This is a genomic window from Pseudooctadecabacter jejudonensis (genome assembly GCF_900172275.1).
Classification (GTDB): domain Bacteria; phylum Pseudomonadota; class Alphaproteobacteria; order Rhodobacterales; family Rhodobacteraceae; genus Octadecabacter; species Octadecabacter jejudonensis.
The window spans coordinates 120,671-137,715 of record NZ_FWFT01000004.1; the positions used below are offsets into that span (position 1 = coordinate 120,671).

The 17,045-nt window shown below is 61.1% G+C and carries 20 protein-coding genes; 6 read left to right on the forward strand and 14 right to left on the reverse strand.

Annotated elements, in window-relative coordinates; genetic code table 11:
* Nucleotides 1-55: 55 nt before the first annotated feature.
* From tolB to ruvC, 9 genes are all read right to left on the reverse strand, one after another.
* The gene (gene tolB / locus PSJ8397_RS12700; protein ID WP_085864993.1) at nt 56-1,384 is read right to left on the reverse strand and encodes a Tol-Pal system beta propeller repeat protein TolB; all 1,329 of its coding nucleotides are present in this window, start codon (nt 1,382-1,384) and stop codon (nt 56-58) included.
* Nucleotides 1,385-1,462: 78 nt separating this feature from the next.
* Entirely contained in the window at nt 1,463-2,590 is a 1,128-nt protein-coding gene (locus PSJ8397_RS12705; protein ID WP_085864994.1) for a cell envelope biogenesis protein TolA, read from the reverse strand.
* Nucleotides 2,591-2,594: 4 nt separating this feature from the next.
* The gene (locus PSJ8397_RS12710; RefSeq protein WP_085864995.1) at nt 2,595-3,074 is read right to left on the reverse strand and encodes an ExbD/TolR family protein; all 480 of its coding nucleotides are present in this window, start codon (nt 3,072-3,074) and stop codon (nt 2,595-2,597) included.
* 1 nt (nt 3,075) lies between these two features.
* Nucleotides 3,076-3,750: a protein TolQ gene (tolQ, locus tag PSJ8397_RS12715; protein ID WP_200811318.1), complete on the reverse strand. Its 675-nt coding sequence runs from the start codon at nt 3,748-3,750 to the stop codon at nt 3,076-3,078.
* 113 nt (nt 3,751-3,863) lie between these two features.
* Nucleotides 3,864-4,253 carry a tol-pal system-associated acyl-CoA thioesterase gene (gene ybgC, locus PSJ8397_RS12720; protein ID WP_085864997.1) on the reverse strand — a complete coding sequence of 130 codons (390 nt, stop codon included), beginning with the start codon at nt 4,251-4,253 and terminating at the stop codon, nt 3,864-3,866.
* Complete coding sequence (locus tag PSJ8397_RS12725) at nt 4,250-4,888, reverse strand: hypothetical protein (protein ID WP_085865141.1); 639 nt, start codon at nt 4,886-4,888, stop codon at nt 4,250-4,252. Before PSJ8397_RS12725 ends, ybgC begins: the two co-directional genes overlap by 4 nt.
* 232 nt (nt 4,889-5,120) lie before the next feature.
* Nucleotides 5,121-6,134: a Holliday junction branch migration DNA helicase RuvB gene (gene ruvB / locus PSJ8397_RS12730; protein ID WP_085864998.1), complete on the reverse strand. Its 1,014-nt coding sequence runs from the start codon at nt 6,132-6,134 to the stop codon at nt 5,121-5,123.
* A 4-nt stretch (nt 6,135-6,138) separates the two neighbouring features.
* Complete coding sequence (gene ruvA / locus PSJ8397_RS12735; protein ID WP_085864999.1) at nt 6,139-6,798, reverse strand: Holliday junction branch migration protein RuvA; 660 nt, start codon at nt 6,796-6,798, stop codon at nt 6,139-6,141.
* On the reverse strand, nt 6,795-7,292 hold the full coding sequence (ruvC, locus tag PSJ8397_RS12740; protein WP_085865000.1) for a crossover junction endodeoxyribonuclease RuvC: 498 nt from the start codon (nt 7,290-7,292) through the stop codon (nt 6,795-6,797). Before ruvC ends, ruvA begins: the two co-directional genes overlap by 4 nt.
* Nucleotides 7,293-7,610: 318 nt before the next feature.
* Between ruvC and PSJ8397_RS12745 the strand changes: the two genes are divergently transcribed.
* Entirely contained in the window at nt 7,611-7,808 is a 198-nt protein-coding gene (locus tag PSJ8397_RS12745) for a DUF1127 domain-containing protein (RefSeq protein WP_085865001.1), read from the forward strand.
* A 94-nt stretch (nt 7,809-7,902) separates the two neighbouring features.
* Here PSJ8397_RS12745 and PSJ8397_RS12750 read toward each other — a convergent pair whose 3' ends face one another.
* From PSJ8397_RS12750 to PSJ8397_RS12760, 3 genes are all read right to left on the reverse strand, one after another.
* Nucleotides 7,903-8,253 carry a hypothetical protein gene (locus PSJ8397_RS12750; RefSeq protein ID WP_085865002.1) on the reverse strand — a complete coding sequence of 117 codons (351 nt, stop codon included), beginning with the start codon at nt 8,251-8,253 and terminating at the stop codon, nt 7,903-7,905.
* 116 nt (nt 8,254-8,369) lie between these two features.
* On the reverse strand, nt 8,370-9,245 hold the full coding sequence (locus tag PSJ8397_RS12755) for a 50S ribosomal protein L11 methyltransferase (protein WP_085865003.1): 876 nt from the start codon (nt 9,243-9,245) through the stop codon (nt 8,370-8,372).
* Between the two features lie 5 nt (nt 9,246-9,250).
* Nucleotides 9,251-10,486, reverse strand: a complete 1,236-nt coding sequence (locus PSJ8397_RS12760; RefSeq protein ID WP_085865004.1) for an MFS transporter — start codon at nt 10,484-10,486, stop codon at nt 9,251-9,253.
* Nucleotides 10,487-10,562: 76 nt separating this feature from the next.
* Between PSJ8397_RS12760 and PSJ8397_RS12765 the strand changes: the two genes are divergently transcribed.
* The gene (locus PSJ8397_RS12765; RefSeq protein WP_085865005.1) at nt 10,563-10,865 is read left to right on the forward strand and encodes a DUF6958 family protein; all 303 of its coding nucleotides are present in this window, start codon (nt 10,563-10,565) and stop codon (nt 10,863-10,865) included.
* A gap of 109 nt (nt 10,866-10,974) precedes the next feature.
* Here the strand turns inward: PSJ8397_RS12765 and PSJ8397_RS12770 are convergent, their stop codons facing one another.
* The gene (locus PSJ8397_RS12770; RefSeq protein ID WP_085865006.1) at nt 10,975-13,167 is read right to left on the reverse strand and encodes a primosomal protein N'; all 2,193 of its coding nucleotides are present in this window, start codon (nt 13,165-13,167) and stop codon (nt 10,975-10,977) included.
* 78 nt (nt 13,168-13,245) lie between these two features.
* Here PSJ8397_RS12770 and fsa point away from each other — a divergent pair, with 78 nt between their 5' ends.
* The 4 genes from fsa (at nt 13,246) to PSJ8397_RS12790 (ending at nt 16,473) form a co-directional block, all read left to right on the forward strand.
* Nucleotides 13,246-13,899 (forward strand): fructose-6-phosphate aldolase, encoded by a 654-nt coding sequence (gene fsa / locus PSJ8397_RS12775; RefSeq protein WP_085865007.1) that lies wholly within the window; start codon nt 13,246-13,248, stop codon nt 13,897-13,899.
* 202 nt (nt 13,900-14,101) lie between these two features.
* Nucleotides 14,102-14,809, forward strand: a complete 708-nt coding sequence (locus PSJ8397_RS12780) for a DUF484 family protein (protein ID WP_085865008.1) — start codon at nt 14,102-14,104, stop codon at nt 14,807-14,809.
* Nucleotides 14,809-15,723 (forward strand): tyrosine recombinase XerC, encoded by a 915-nt coding sequence (locus tag PSJ8397_RS12785; RefSeq protein ID WP_085865009.1) that lies wholly within the window; start codon nt 14,809-14,811, stop codon nt 15,721-15,723. The genes PSJ8397_RS12780 and PSJ8397_RS12785 overlap by 1 nt, the downstream gene beginning before the upstream one ends.
* 54 nt (nt 15,724-15,777) lie before the next feature.
* The gene (locus PSJ8397_RS12790; protein ID WP_085865010.1) at nt 15,778-16,473 is read left to right on the forward strand and encodes a CDP-alcohol phosphatidyltransferase family protein; all 696 of its coding nucleotides are present in this window, start codon (nt 15,778-15,780) and stop codon (nt 16,471-16,473) included.
* Between the two features lie 53 nt (nt 16,474-16,526).
* Here PSJ8397_RS12790 and PSJ8397_RS12795 read toward each other — a convergent pair whose 3' ends face one another.
* Entirely contained in the window at nt 16,527-16,979 is a 453-nt protein-coding gene (locus PSJ8397_RS12795; protein ID WP_085865011.1) for a methylated-DNA--[protein]-cysteine S-methyltransferase, read from the reverse strand.
* Nucleotides 16,980-17,045 lie beyond the last annotated feature (66 nt).

The following is a 17,045-nucleotide window of genomic DNA, read 5'->3' on the forward strand; positions in this document are numbered from 1 at the left end:
CTCGTTTTGTTCAGTGTAACACGTCAAAGGACGGTTGAGAATCGCATTTGCGTTATTAGGGCTGTAGCGGCCCCCAAGACGGGTCCGATCCGCCCTGCGGTGTCGTCACACGGCGCAGATTACGGCCCGTGATATCCACAGAGAACAGGGACGACGTGCCATCCGCCCCTTGGGTTTCGCGGGCAAACATGATGACGCGGCCATTGGGCGCCCATGTGGGGCCTTCGTCCAGAAAGGACGAGGTCAGAAGTCGTTCTTCAGACCCATCCGTGCGCATCACGCCAATGTGGAACCGCCCCGCCTCTTGCTTGGTAAAGGCGATCAGATCCCCACGCGGTGACCAGACAGGCGTGCCGTAACGCCCGCTGCCAAAGGAAATCCGCTGCGGCTCGCCCCCGTTTGCGTCCATAATATAAAGCTGTTGGGTCCCACTGCGGTCGCTTTCGAACACGATGCGGCTGCCATCGGGGCTAAAGCTGGGGGCGGTTTCAATGGCGGGCGTGTTGGTCAGGCGCGTGAACTGGCCGGTCGTCAAATCGCTGCGGTAAATGTCGGTGTTGCCGCCATTGGCAAGGCTGTAGATCACCTGCCGCCCGTCGCGGCTGAACCGTGGGCTGAATGCCATTTCTCCGGGCGCTGTCTGTAATTGCTGCTGGCCCGAAGGGTTGTCCACATTCAACACATTAATGCGCGGAAATCCGCTGCCAAAGCTGGTATAGAGGATCCGTTGCCCATCCGGTGAGAACCGCGGCGCCAGCACAATGGCGCTGGTGTCGGTCAAAAACTGCACATTGGCCCCGTCGTAATCCATGATCGCGACACGTTTGGCGCGGTCATCCTTGGGGCCGGTTTCGGCGATGAACACGACACGGCTGTCGAAATAGCCTGCCTCACCGGTGATGCGGCTGTAGACGACATCCGCCACCTTGTGGGCCATGCGCCGCCAGCCTTGGGTGGTGCCCGCAAATTGCAGACCCTCGCCCATCTCAGCCCCACTGAACACATCATAAAGACGGAACTTGACCGTCACCTGATCGCCATTGACCGCCACTGCCCCCGTCACCAATGCCTGCGCATTGATCGCGCGCCAATCGGCGAACGCCACCGGCGCGCCAAAGCCCGCAGGGGTCGAAATAAAGGCCGATGACGGGATCTGTCGAAAAAGGCCCGTGCCCGTCAGGTCTTCGGCCACCACACGGCTGATATCAGCGGCCATCTGCTCTGATCCTGCGACCTCCGCTTGAAAGGTGGGCAAGGCAAAGGGCAGCGCCTCAATCACACCGTCGCGCAGGGTCAGCTGCAACGGCTCTTGTGCCTGTGCCGGCGGGACAGCGGCGACCATCACAAACAAGGCCGCCACAAGGCTAAGAAGACGTGTCATCATATCCGGCACTCTCTTTCATTTTTCGCAGGTTTCAACGGGGAGTTTTCACAACATCCGATCATAAGCACCATTTCGCCCCTATCTTTGCCGCATCGCGGTGGGATCAACGGTCAGTTCCACCCTTTGCCACAGGGAATATTGATCCCGCGGCAGGTCGTAGCCTTCGTCGGTGCAGCGGATCAGCGCACGGCGCGCGGTCTGGAACGCGGCCTCCGCATCGGCGGCGGATCCGCCGGTGAAACTGTCCAATGATATGCTATCCGTCACAGGCCGCCCCTCTGGCGTCATTGCAAAGGCCATCACGATGATCGTGTTTTGTGCCCCCGTGGACAACGTGCCGGTGTTCCAGCAGTTCCCGATCTGGCGCAAAAAGCCCGCTTTGTCCCCCTCCGACAGCTCGCCGCCGCCCAAACCGGGCGTCGGCTCCGTCGCAGGTGTCGGAGGCGTAGGCTCCGTTGCCTGCGACGCAGCCTCTGCTACAGCAGCGGCCACAGGATCCACGTCATCGGCGGGGGCGTCGACCGCAGGCGCGGGCCGTGAGGGCCGTGTTTGGGGTCGGCTGGAAATCTCTGGCGCAAAGGCAGGCTCTTCCGCTTCGGTCACGATCTGATCTGCTGCCGCCTCTGGCGCGGTTGTTTCATCCGCAGGCTCCACCGGCTCAGGATCCGGCGCCTCGACCTGATCGGTCGCAGCCTCCGTGACCTCAGGCGCGACGGTTGCATCAGGGTTAGGCGGGGCGACAATTTCGGGGGCCACGCGCGGTGCGGGGCGCGGAACCGGACGCACTGACGTGCCCACCTCTGCCGACGGGGGCGGGGCGATGATCGTGGGCGTATCGGGCACATCGGGCGGAGTATCTGTGACAACCGTGTCCGGCACCGTCAGATCCGGCGCCTCTGGCGGGGTTTCCGCGGCGGGCGGTGCGATCACGTCGGGCTGTTGGGCCGGCGTGGGTGGTGCCTCCACCTCGGGCGTAGGAACCACCGGCGCGGGGTCTTCGATCTGCGGCGTTTCGAGTTCCGGCACGGCCCCGGCAGGCGCGTCGGGCTGCACGCCTTGGGTCAGGGCTGCAAACTCCTCGCCTGTGACGACAGACACCTCCGTCACCTCAAACGGCAACGGCTCAGCACTCATACCCCAGCCAACAACCATCCACACGACCAAAGCCGCGTGTCCTGTGACCGAAAAGTAGGTGCCCACGCTCATGGCGTTACCCGTCGCTTTCGCCGCCCAAGGACGGCCCGCCAATGTCAGTCACCAGGCCGATGTTGTTGAACCCTGCGGCATTCAGCGCCCCCATGACCTGAGCGACCGTGTTCCATTCGTTTACCCCATCGGCGCGCAGGAAAATGCGGTCACTGTCGCGTTCTGCCGCGATGCCCTGCAAACGTGGGATCAGATCAGTAGGAGCAACAGGCGTCTCCTGGATCATGATCTCACCGTCTGCCGTAACGGTCACCGTCAGCGGCTCTTCCTCATCGGACGGCAACGCATTGGCTGCTGTTTCGGGCAGTTGCACCGGAACACCAACGACAGACAAGGGTGCTGCCACCATAAAGATGATCAACAACACCAACATCACGTCCACAAAGGGCGTGACGTTAATTTCCGACATCGGCCGCGACCGGCGCTTGCGCCGCCGCGCCCGCCGTCCGCCTGCATCCTCTTTTTGTATCGTCGCCCCACCCATATCAGCTGTCCAATTGACGGCTGAGGATAGTGGCAAACTCGTCCGCAAAAGCCTCGTACCCGGATGTGATCCGGTCCGCATCCGCGCTGAGCTTGTTGTAATAAATCACCGCCGGAATAGCCGCCAACAGCCCCAACCCCGTGGCCAGCAACGCCTCCGCGATCCCCGGGGCCACAACGGCCAGATTGGTGTTTTGCTGCTCTGCAATCTCGATAAAGCTGTTCATGATCCCGATGACGGTCCCAAACAGCCCGATAAACGGCGCCGCCGACCCGACCGTGGCCAGCACTGTCAATCCGCGCTGCAACCGTTCGGTCTCCTTGGCAATCGCCACATCCATGTTGCGGTCAATCCGTGCCGTGGCCCCGGCAATCAGCCCACCGTCCTGGCGGTGCGACCGTCGCCACTCCAACATACCGGCGGCAAAAATCTTCTCCGACGGGCCGCTTGGGTTCGCCCCGATCCGGTCAAACAGCTCATCCAACGGGTTGCCCGACCAGAACGCCTCATCAAAGATCCGCGCCTCGGTGCGTGCTTTGCGGTACTGGATGAACTTGTCCACAATCACCGCCCAACACCAGATAGAGGCGACAATCAGCATGATCATAACGATTTTTACGGTAATGGTCGCGCGGGCAAACAATGCCCACATCGTGAATTCGTGTGCTACTTCCATAACGCCTGCTCTGCTTTGCGGGCCACTTTTGGCCTCTGATTGCGATCAGATGTAACGCAGGTTTGTCCGCAAAGCCAACAAAACGTCAAATCGCAGGCCGCAAAGGGCTCCAATCAGTGCAGTTTTAAGCGAAATGCCGCCGGAAGACGCGCCGGCGCGCCGCCCTCGTTCAGGGCCACAATGGTCACGAGGGCCGAAAACAAGACCTCGCCGCCCCGTTCGACAGCCTGTCGCACGACCAACCGCGCGCCCGTCACGGCCTCAACATCCGTGGTGACAACCAGCTGATCATCATAATGGGCGGGCTTGTGGTAATCGGCCTCAACTCGACGCACGGCAAAAACCACGCCGTCGTCGCGCTTCATCGCCGCCTGATCGAGACCCAAACCGCGCACCCATTCCGACCGCCCACGTTCGATGAACTTCAAATAATTGGCGTAATAGACAATGCCCGCCAGATCGGTGTCTTCATAATAGACGCGGATCGGAAACCGGTGGCTCACTGGATCACCTCCCCAGCGGGCCCCATCCGAGCCGCAAGCCTGAGGGCGTGGCTTGCATCATGGGCCACAGCGGGCATTACAGGGTCATAGAGCCCACGGATCACCGCCGCGATATCCGGCCGCAACACCGCCTTGCCGTCCACCAATGCCAGGGGCGAGCTGTCGTTGAACGCCACATCAGACCACAGCACGATCGATTGCACCGCCTGGCTCAGCGCCAAAGTCTCCGCGGGAACCTGCGCCAATTGGTCATCCATGCGCAGGAAGATGAAACAGGCACGAATGGCCCCCGCATCATCAAACCGGAAAATCCGGTACTGGTTCGCATCCGCTTTGATCAGCCGCGTCACCAGCGGGCCCAATTCGGGCACCAATCGGTCAAGGTCCCGCACCGCTGTCAGTTCATCCCAATCCCGACAGAAAAACATCATCACGTTGACGCCCAACTCAGGGTCCGTCTCCGCCATCTGATGATTGGCCAAAAGGCACACGGCCTCAAACGCGCCCTTCATCAAAGAGATGGTCTCGTCTTCCACTCCAAAAATGACAGGCACAAGGGGCCGGCCCCAGCGCGCACAAAGATAGGTGTCGTCTGACCGCGTGAACAACGCAGCTATTGTGTCGTGATCCATCATGTCGCCTTGATGCGCGAAATCGGCGGCCCTGAAAAGGGTCAGCGCCCCAAAACCCATAAAACCGCCTCGGGCGGTTTTTCAAGCGCCCCAAACCAACACGTCTGCACGAAATCATCCTACATGACGCGCAGTTCCGCCCAGCTTCGCTGCACACCGTAAACCCAGGCGCGCGCCCACCAATCAACGTGCAGCACCCCTCTTCATCTGACCAGAAAAACTCAAACCCGGCGTCTCAGCCAAACAAATCCGTCTGCCCCTTGGGTGCCGCCATGCCCAAATGTGTCCACGCCTTTTGCGCCAGCATCCGCCCGCGCGGTGTGCGCTGGATCAGGCCTTGCTGCAGCAAATAAGGCTCAATCACCTCTTCGAGGGCATCGCGGCTTTCACTCAGCGCCGCTGACAATGTCTCAATCCCCACAGGTCCGCCCTGATAATTCTCGGCAATCAGTCGCAAATACCGGCGGTCTGCCCCATCAAGGCCCAAATGATCCACACCCAACCGCGTCAAGGCGCGGTCCGCGATCTCTTGACTGACGGTGCCGTCGCCCTCGACGACCGCAAAATCCACCACCCGACGCAGCAGACGGCCCGCGATGCGCGGCGTGCCCCGCGCACGCCGTGCGATTTCCTCGGCCCCGCCCTCGGTGGCCGGCGCCCCCATCAGACGGGCGCCTCGCGTCACGATCTCATGCAACTCCGCCACCGTGTAGAATTGCAGCCGCGTCGGGATGCCGAACCGGTCGCGCAGTGGCGTGGTCAAAAGCCCCATCCGCGTCGTTGCCCCAATCAGGGTGAACGGCTGCAGCTCAATGCGCACTGTGCGCGCCGCGGGTCCTTCGCCGATCACCAGATCAAGCTCGAAATCCTCCAACGCGGGATACAGCACCTCTTCGACGGCAGGGTTCAACCTGTGGATTTCGTCGATAAACAGCACATCACGCGCCTCAAGGTTGGTCAGGATCGCGGCCAGATCGCCCGCCTTGGCCAACACAGGACCAGATGTCATGCGAAACCCCACGCCAAGCTCACGCGCCATGATCTGCGCCAGCGTGGTTTTGCCAAGACCGGGTGGCCCATGAAACAACGTATGATCCATTGCCTCGCCGCGCCGCTTGGCGCTTTCGATGAACACCTTGAGGTTCGCGCGCGCCTCCGCCTGCCCGATGAAGTCGTCCAGCACCTGCGGGCGCAGGGCCCTGTCGTTGTCCCCGGCCTGACGGTCCGGCTGCACCACAGTCTCTGACATCACCTCACCCCTTCGGCGCCAACAGCTTCAACGCGGCGCGGATCAACGTGGCCGCATCCGCGCTTGGGTCTTCGCCCGCGGCCTGTGCAATGGCCTGCGTTGCCTCTGACGGGCCATAGCCCAGATTGCCCAAGGCCGACAGTGCGTCCGCCTGCGCCAAGCCGTCGCTTGGGGCGACAACCTCGACGGCTTCGATGACCGCATCGGATCCCGCGTCAGCGGGGGTCGATGCGGCACTGCTTTGGCCAGCCATGGCCATCACCGTATGGGCCTTGTCCTTCAATTCCAAAATTGCCTTCTTGGCCGTCTTTGGCCCCACACCCTTGGCCGTGGCCACGGCGGCCCAATCGCCCAGCGCAATGGCGCGTCCAACGCCATCCGCGCCCAGCGCGCCAAGGATCGCCAAAGACGCCTTCGCCCCGATGCCCTGCACGGACATCAGCAACCGGTGCCATTCCTTTTCCACCAAGGTGGTAAACCCGAACAACTGCAACAGATCTTCGCGCACCAGCAGATCCGTATAAAGCGCCACAGCGTCCCCCGGTGCGGGCAGTGAAGCCATCACGCGGTCAGAGACATAGACAACATAGCCCACGCCGCGCACATCAATCAGCACGTGATCACTGGCCTTGTATTCCAACCGTCCGGCCACCCGCCCGATCATGCCGACACCCGGCGCGCTGTGGCCTGTGCAGATTGCAAATGGTGCGCATGACAAATGGCGATGGCCAGCGCGTCTGCCGCATCGGCCCCTGCCAATTCCACCCCCGGCAATTGCAACTTCACCATATGCTGAACCTGCGCCTTGTCCGCGTGGCCCACACCCACAACGGCCTTCTTGACCTTGTTGGGCGCGTATTCCCCGATGGCCAATCCCGCGCGGGCTGGCACCAACAGCGCAATTCCTCGCGCCTGACCCAGCTTCAGGGTGCCTGACCCGTCCTTGTTCACAAACGTCTGCTCCACTGCGGCGGCGGTCGGCGCGAATTCTGCGATCACATCTTCAAGCTGGTCGTGCAAAGACACCAAACGATCCGCCAATTCACCGGTGCCGGACTTGGCCGTGCCGTTGGCAATATGACGCAGGCGAGAGCCAGAGACCTCAATCACGCCCCAGCCCATGTTCCGCAACCCTGGATCAATGCCCAATACTCGCATTCTTTGCCCCGTTTATCTCTTGTTAAGACTGGGGTTAGCACAAAAGGCGAACACCCGCCTAGCCCCGATTGTGTCGGGGCGGTCCCGCCCAATGTGAACAAAGCGGCCTAAAAACGTCATTTTCCAGCCTGTTTTCGACACAGTTTAACGCAAATTAACCTATATTTATGAATACCTTACGTATCACCCATGGTCATGCAAAAATCGCATATCACCCATGCTAAAGCGGCAGTGGTGAAACGGAAAATTAGCCCCTACCTGCCCCCCAGAAAGATTTCCCTGTAACGGCGCCTGCCCTTTTTTATCGGAGTATGACCCATGGCCGCCATCGACTACCGCTCTGCCGCACCAAAAACCGGCTTTTCCCTGCAATCCATCGTCGGCACCCTTGTCGCATGGAACGACCGCCGCATGACCCGCGCCTCTCTCAACCGCCTCACCGCACGTGAGCTGGACGACATCGGACTGACACGCGGCGACATCGACGCAGTCGCTTATGGCAACCTGATCCGCTAAGCGCGCCTTCAGTTCAACGACAAACGCCGCCCCTGACATCAGGGGCGGCGTTTTGCGTTTTGGGGCATGGCGGGCGGATCAAACCGCCGCACGTTCAGCGCTGAAAAAAGAACTGTTTCAGATACCCGCCCACGGCGACCGTCACCGGCTCTGGCTGCATCACAACCGCACCGGCCTGTTCCAGCAGTGTTCCCTGTCGCAGGGCCTCCACGCGCAGATCGTAATTGTTGGGCCCGATCTGAGCGAACAAAACCGATTTGAACAGGATCAACAGCCCGACCAGAACAGCCAACCCGCGCCAAGGAAATTGCGGACGGATCAAACGCGGTCGGGACCGGATCAGCCCATCGCGCCCCACGCGGTGTACCACACCGTTCCGCTTCATCTTGTCGTGTTTACGCACCACTCGGCGGAGACGTTCATTCAACGACGCATCAATAGTCATAACAGCAGCCTAACTCACACATAGGCCCCCACCTACGCGATGCAGAGTCACCTCCAAATAAGGCAAAAATGGGGCAAACCCTGAAAATTTGGCCAAAACCTGTTGTAAACGTGCAATTAACCCTGTTGGCGGCGCAACGTCAGGGTCGTCCAGTCAACAATCTGGTCACGCGTCTGCAGATTGAACCCTGCGCGTGCATAAACCTCAATCACCTCGTCGGCCTGTTCATTCAAAATCCCCGAAAGAATCGCGGCCCCGCCGGGCTTGCACGCCTCTGCCATGTCCTCCGCCAGCATAATCAGCGGCCCCTTGAGGATGTTGGCAAAGATCAAATCAAACGGTGCGGCTCTCGCCAGATCTGGCGCGTCAAAGCCCGCCGCCACCACGCATTTTACAGCGCCTGCCATGTTATTGGCCGCCAGATTGGCCTCTGCCACATCGACCGCCACGGGATCAATGTCACTGGCAATCACGGCCGCGTCCGTCGTCTTGGCCGCCGCCATCGCCAGAACGGCGGTCCCACAGCCGATGTCGGCCACATCGGCAAAGGTCTCTCCCGCCGCCAACATCGCATCAAAGGCCCGCAGGCAGCCCAGCGTTGTGCCATGGTGGCCGGTCCCAAAGGCCATGGCCGCATCAATCAACAGCCCCACGCGGCCCTCCGGCAGGGTGTCCGCGTCATGGCTGCCATAAACGTAAAACCGCCCCGCCTCCACCGGTGCCAGTTCGCGGCGCACATGGGCGACCCAATCTGTGTCCGGAACTTGCGACACGGCAAAGGGCTTTGCCCCGAACGTCGCCGCCAACAGCGCCAATGCGGCCTCATCGGGCTGGCCCTCAAAATAGCCGCCGACTTCCCACAATCCGCTGTCGTCTTCGACCTCGAATACGCCGATCCCTGTTGGCTCAGGTGTCATCCTCTCCATCGCGGCGCCCAGGGCGTCCGCCGCCGGTTTGCCTGCCAATGTGGTCAATGCTGTCCAAGTCGCCATGTCTCTCACTCCGCTGGCGCAGGCGTCATCACCCCGCGCGCAAATATCGTTTCTCGTCCCGCCTCGGGGTGGCGGGGGATCATCAGCGACAAGATCAACGACACAATCGCCATCCCCGCTGCCGCCATAAACACCAAGCCGGGCGACGTCAGCCACAAATACCCAAGCGCCGCAGGCAAAAAGACCGCGGCGATATGGTTGATCGTAAAGGCCACCGCTGCCGTGGGCGCAATGTCACCCGGATCCGCAATCTTCTGAAAATATGTCTTCAACGCCAGCGCGAGGCTGAAGAAGATGTGGTTGAACACATACAAGGCCGCGGCCAGCATCACGCCCCAGCCGAAATAATACAGACCACCGTAAAGGAAAAAGATCGCAGCCAGACCGATGTATTCAAACACCAGCGCATTGCGCTCCCCGAACACGGCCACCGCGCGACCCACCAACGGGGCGGTGATGATGTTGGCCATCAGCGTGATCAGGAACAGCGATGTGACCTCATGCACGGCAAAGCCGAATTTCTCGACCATCATAAAACCGGCAAACACCACGAAGATCTGCCGCCGTGCGCCGGACATGAACTGCAGCGCATAATACAGCCAATACCGCTTGCGCAGCACAAACTGTTTGCGTTGGGGGTTGGGGGACTCAAATTGCGGATAGGCCAGCAGGCAGAACACACCCACGATGGCCGTAATCCCGCCAGATACCCAGTAAACAATGGAATAGGAGAGGCCCAGCGCCTCCCACGTCAGCACAATCAAGACATAGGCCAGAAACGTGGCCCCTGATCCGGCCGCAATCAACCACCCCAACGTTTGCGGCGCACGCGCCTTGTCGATCCATTGCAGCTGTAGCGACTGATTGACCGTCTCGTAATAATGAAACCCGATGGAGCTGAGCATGGTGATCACCAGTATCCCGCCCATGCTGGGGAATTGCGCCGTCATCGCCGTGGCCACCCCCAACAGCACCAGCGACACCAACCCCAAAACCTGTTCGCGAAACAGCATCAACAGGACAATCACGCCCACGGCAAAAAACCCTGGAATTTCGCGCACGGTATGCAGCCAACCAATGTCGGACCCGTCAAAATCCGCGGCCTCAATGACAAAGTTGTTCAGCAAGGCCGACCACGTCGAAAACGCAATCGGCATGGCCGCCGCCATCAGGAACAACAAAGTCACAGGTCGCCGCCAAAGAGGCAGTGCCCGGGCATCAGACAAGGTCACAGTTTTCATAGGCCCCGTCCTACGCCCCATACCCCCTATTGTCGAACCCGCATTTGCGCATATCCTGCCACCAAAGGATGCACAGATGCCAAAGACCTCACACGACAAAATTGACGTTCAAAACATCAACACACCGGGCAAAACCACCCGCGTGGACGCCGCGAAATACCGCGCCATGCTGGACGCGATGATGCAGGTGATGACCAAAACCGCCCCCGGCGACACCGCCAAGGATATCAAAGACGCGACAAAGCCGCACCTGCCGCAGGCTCTTTTTCCCGAAGGCGCAACCTCCGGCTGGTGGCAAAAAACGGTCCAACTGGATCTTGAGGCCAAGGGCATCATCACCCGCAGCCCCACCAAACCTTTGCGGTTTTACCTCACCTGACCCGCAACGCCCCTCCAAAGGCCGCACCTCTGGTGTGGAAAACCGCGCCCCTGTTTCGCTGTTTCAAAAATATGCAAAAAACAGTCCAGCCACCACGCGCCTCGCTGGCTCAATAAAAACTCTGCGGATCAATATCGATGGCCATGCGCAGCTCACCGCGCAATTTGAACTGGCCCGCCCAAGCCGCCAAAGCGGCCTGCAACGGCGCGCCCTTCTCCGCCTTCACCAACAATCGAACCCGATGCCGCCCACGGATCCGTGCGATGGGGGCGGGCGCGGGGCCAAACACCTGCGCCCCGATCCGGCGCAACGGCGCATCGTTGCGCGCCATTTGCGTGCCCAAATCGAACACCTCCTGCACATCCGTAGACGATAAAACGATGCCCGCCATCCGCCCATATGGCGGCACGCCCGCGGCCTTGCGCTCACCCGCTTCGGCGGCCCAGAACGCCTCCTCGTCGCCCCCCAGGATGGCGCGGATCACGGGATGTTCGGGCTGAAATGTCTGCAACACCGCCTCCCCGGGGGCCTCTGCGCGCCCTGCACGGCCCGCGACTTGCCGCATCAGCTGAAATGTCCGCTCCGCCGCGCGCAAATCCGACCCCTGCAACCCAAGGTCGGCGTCAATGACACCAACAAGGGTCAGCTTCGGGAAATTGTGCCCCTTGGCCACCAGCTGAGTTCCCACAATCACATCCGCGTCCCCTCGCGCGATGCTCTCGATATGCTCTTTCAAGGCCCGCGCGGACCCATACAAATCCGACGACAGCACCGCCACCCGCGCGTCTGGAAACAGCGCCTGCGCCTCTTCGGCCATCCGCTCGACACCTGGCCCGACAGGGGCCAATCGGTCTTCTGCCTCGCAAGACGGGCAGACCGTGGGCATCGGTTTCGTCTCCCCGCATTGATGGCACATCAGCCGTTTCAGAAACCGATGTTCCACCATCGTCGCATCGCAATCATCGCAGCCAATCTGATGCCCGCAGGCCCTGCAGATCGTCACCGGCGCATAGCCGCGACGGTTGAGAAACAGCAACGACTGCTCGCCCCGTTCCAACCTCTGGCGCACTTTGCCCGCCAGCGTGGGCGACACCCAGCGGCTCCCCGGCAAATCCTCCGCGCGCATATCAATCGCGGACATATCCGGCAACACAGCGGCCCCATAGCGCGACGTCAGCGTCACACGCGCATATTTGCCCGCCTCCACATTCGCCCAGCTCTCAAGCGACGGCGTGGCCGAGGCCAGCACCACCTGTGCCCCATTCAGCGACGCCCGCAAAACGGTCATATCGCGGGCGTTGTACAGCACCCCGTCCTCTTGTTTGTAGGACGTGTCATGTTCCTCATCGACGACGATCAACCCCAGATCCCGGTACGGCAAAAACAAAGCAGAGCGCGCGCCCACGACCAATTGTGCCTCCCCCTGCCCGACCATTTTCCAGCAGCGCCGCCGTTCGGTCATCGTCACACCGGAATGCCATTCGGCGGGCTTCATCCCGAACCGCGCCTCGACCCGTGTGATGAACTCGGACGTCAGTGCAATTTCCGGCAATAGAACCAGCGCCTGCCGTCCTTGGCGCAGGCATTCCGCCACGGCCTCAAGATAGACTTCGGTCTTGCCCGATCCGGTCACACCCTTCAGCAACGTCGTGCCATAGGTGCCCGACCGCACCGCGTCGCGGAGCACCCGAGCACCGCCCTCCTGGTCGTCGGTCAAATCCTTACGGCCATATTCCGGATCAAGCCGAGGATAGGGCAGATCGCGGGGGCTGTCTTCTTCGGCAACCGCCCCCAATTTCACCAATCCTTTGACGACGGACGATGTGACGCCAGCCATGTCCGCCACTTCCTTAAGCGTAAAAGACAGCCCGCCGTAGTCCCGCAGCACATCCAGCACCTTGGTGCGGGCCTCGGTCATGCGGTCCGGCGTCACCGATCCCAATCGGTAGACCTTGCGCATGGACGGCGCATCGCCCAAGCCCGGCGCGCGGGTGGCCAGCCGCAACATCGCGCTCAGCGGGGTCAGCGTATAGTCCGCAGCACGGGTCAGGAACTGCTGCATCTCATCGGCCATGGGCGCCACATCCAGCACGCGGATGACCGACCGCACCTTGGCATAGTCCCAATCACCCTTGCCCGCTGACCAAACCACGCCCAGCACTTTGCGTGGGCCCAACGGGACCTCGACGAAGGCCCCAAGGCTGCAGCCGCCTTCGGGCGCTTTGTAATCCAGCACGCGGTCAATCGGCTGAGTGGTCAAGACCCCCACCAATTCGCCTTCATGGAAAAAATCGCCCCGCACCTACAGCCCTTTCGTCTTGTGCCCGCATCAGGTAAACGCTCGGCCAACCATATCCAACCCAGACCGGAGTGCACCCCCATGAAATTCTTTGTCGACACCGCAGATGTAGATGCCATCGCAGAACTGAACGATCTTGGCATGGTGGACGGGGTCACAACGAACCCCTCCATCATCGCGAAATCCGGCCGCAATATCCTTGAGGTGACCAAAGAGATTTGCGACATGGTCGAGGGGCCCGTCTCCGCTGAGGTCGTGGCCACCGAAGCTGATGCCATGATCGCCGAAGGTCGCAAGCTGGCGAAGATCGCCGAAAACATCGCTGTCAAAGTGCCCCTGACCTGGGACGGCCTGAAGGCCTGCAAAGTGCTGTCGGGCGAAGGCAACATGGTGAACGTCACGCTCTGTTTCTCCGCCAATCAGGCGTTGCTGGCCGCCAAGGCCGGTGCAACATTCATCTCTCCGTTCATTGGTCGCTTGGATGACATTAACCTCGACGGGCTTGAGCTGATCGAGGATATCCGCACGGTCTACGACAACTACGGGTTTGAGACCCAGATCCTCGCGGCCTCCATCCGATCGGCCAACCATATGTCCGAATGCGCCAAAATCGGTGCGGATGTGGCCACGGCCCCACCTGCCGTGATCAAGGCGATGGCGAACCACGTTTTGACCGACAAAGGGTTGGCCGCATTTTTGGAAGACGCCAAGAAAGCGGACATCAAGATCGTCTGAGTTTGGGGCGCGGTCGGGCGCAATCGGGGCGCTGCCCCCGGCGCAAAGCGCCTCCCCCGGGATATTTTTGAAACAAAGACAGGCAGCGCCCACGGCCCCCCGTGCGGCGCTGCAACACTTTTTCAGCATCAGAATTTAGACTGGCAAGGTGAGGCCACCGCCTGATACACTCGTCCCCAAGATCAAGAAAATGAGTTGAGTGATGAGCAGTGATCCCCTTTTGACGGACGACGTTCGGTCCAAAATCATGTCCGATCCGCAAGCCTTGCTGGAAGATCAGGACATTATGCGTGCCCTTGTGACCGCCAACGACGACACCCGCGGCGGCAATATTGTCGATCTGCGCGGGATCGCGATGGACCGGCTTGAGGCCCGGCTGGACCGGCTGGAGGACACCCACCGAAACGTCATCGCCGCCGCCTATGAAAACCTGGCCGGCACAAACCAGATCCACCGCGCCATTCTGCGCATGATGGACGCCACCCGGTTTGAGCCGTTTTTGCGGGATTTGCGCGGCGAAGTGGCCGATATTCTGCGGGTCGATGTCGTGCGGTTGATTCTTGAATCGTCCTCCTCCGATCCGGACCCCACCGTTGCCCAGCTCAGCGATATTTTGTCCGTGGCCGAACCCGGCTTTGTTCAAGACTATATCTCGATGGGTCGGTCCGCGCCCGCGCGGCAGGTCACCTTGCGGCAGGTCACCGCCGAGGACGAAGAGATTTTCGGCGAAAAGGCCCCCTATATCCGGTCCGAGGCCTGCCTGCGTCTGGACCTTGGTGTGGGGCGCTTGCCAGGCATGTTGATCCTTGGCGCCGAAGACCCCCATCAGTTCACGCCACAACAGGGGACGGATTTGCTGACGTTCTTTGCCGGTGTTCTTGAACGGTCCTTGCGCCGGTGGCTCAGCTGATGATCAGCGCGGCCCTGTCGGCTGCCCTGGCAGGTTGGCTCGACCATCAAAAGGCCTTGAAGGGCGCGGCTGAAAACACGCTGAAGGCCTATCAAACGGATGTGTTGGGGTTTTTGGCCTTCATGTCGGGCCATCACGGTGAGGCCCAGGGCCTCGGCCCGATCCGCACATTGACGGTCAGCGATATGCGCGCCTGGATGGCCCATGAACGCGGGCGCGGTGTTGCGGCGCGGTCACTGGCGCGCAGTCTGTCTGCGGTCAAAACCTTCTACGGATGGCTGGCAGACCGCGAAGGGTTTGACCCGTCCGCCGTTTTGTCCGCCCGCGCGCCCAAGTTTCAAAAGAAACTGCCCCGCCCGCTGGCCCCCGACGCCGCACGTGCCATGATCGACACTGTCGAAGTACAAGCGCGTGAGCCTTGGATCGCCGCCCGTGACACGGCGGTTGTCACCCTTTTGTACGGCTGCGGGCTGCGGATCTCTGAGGCGCTGTCACTGACAGGGCGCGATGTCCCGCTGCCCGCCAGCCTGCGCATTCGCGGCAAAGGCGGGAAGGAACGGCTGGTGCCGGTGCTGCCCGCGGCCCGCGCCGCTGTTGACGCCTATCTGCGCGCCTGCCCCTATCCCCCTGCCGCTGACGCGCCGATTTTCAAGGGCACCCGCGGTGGCCCCCTTTACCCACGTGCGATCCAGTCGGTCATGGCACAGGCCCGCATGCAGCTGGGCCTGCCCGCCACGGCCACGCCCCACGCCATGCGCCACAGCTTTGCGACGCATCTGCTGAACGCAGGCGGCGATCTGCGCGCGATACAGGAGCTGTTGGGCCACGCGTCTCTCAGCACAACGCAGGCCTACACCGCCGTCGACACCGCCCGCTTGATGGAGGTCTACGACCAAGCCCACCCGCGCGCGTGACGCCCCATCCCATCTGCATTGCCCCAAGCCCCCATTCCTGTCATGTAGGCGCCCATGACCGCATCCCTCAAAGCCCTTTCCGTCCATTGGTTCACCGCCACAGGTGCCGTGTTTGCCATGCTCGCCATGCTCGAAGCGATCAACCGGGATTGGTCGGCGATGTTCGTCTGGCTGATCGTGGCTTTCGCCGTCGACGGGATCGATGGGCCGCTGGCCCGCAAATACGACGTGAAAACCCATGCACCACAATTTGACGGGGTGCTGCTGGACCTGATCATTGACTATCTGACCTACGTCTTCATCCCCGCCTATGCGCTCTACGCGTCTGGTCTGATGGACGGCTGGTCGGGCTGGGTCGCGATCATTGTGATCACGTTCACCTCAGCGCTTTATTTTGCCGACACACGGATGAAAACAAACGACAATTCGTTTTCCGGCTTTCCGGGGTGCTGGAACATGCTGATCCTTGTGCTCTTCGCCCTCAGCCCGCCGTGGTGGGCCTGCCTTGCCTTGGTCGCCGTTTTGTCGGCAGCGATGTTTGTGCCGGTGAAATTCATTCACCCCACACGCACAAAACGCTGGCGCCTGATTTCTCTGCCCATGGCACTGGCATGGACAGCTTTTGCGGGCCTTGCCGCGTGGGAATCCTTCTCCCCCGATCCGTTGGTGTTCTGGGGGCTGATGGCGACGTCGGTCTACCTGCTGTTTGCAGGGGCCCTGCAGCAAGCCATGTTCGGCCCCGACGGCTAACAGATCACGCGCGCCCCCCCCTTCATCTGACCAAAAAAACTCAAATCCCTGCGTCAGATCAAAAAACCGCCCGCCCCTTCATGACGCAACAGCGCCACCTTCGTCTCCACCCCGCCCTTGCCCGAAAATCCGGTCAACCCCTTGGCCCCCATGACGCGATGGCACGGGATAATGACCGGAATCGGATTGCCGCCACAGGCCACGCCAACAGCTTGGGCGGGCACGCCCAAAGTCGATGCAATAGCGCCATATGTCACGGTCTGCCCGAACGGGATTGCAAGCATCTGCGCACAAACGGATTTTTGAAAATCCGATCCGCGCACAGCCAATGGCAAATCAAACTGGCTGAGTGTCCCTTGATCGTAAGCCCGCAATTGGGCGGCCGCCTTCTGCAACAAAGGGGTGTCGTCCGCACATGCCCCGTCCCAATCCAAACCAACGATAGCCCCGTCCGCTTCAATCAGGGTCAATGGTCCGAATTGCGTGTCTACTGTCAGCTTGGGCATGCCGCATCCTGAAACAAAAATGGCTCAGGTCTCAATCCGAAACCTGAGCCATCCCTAAAATTCTGC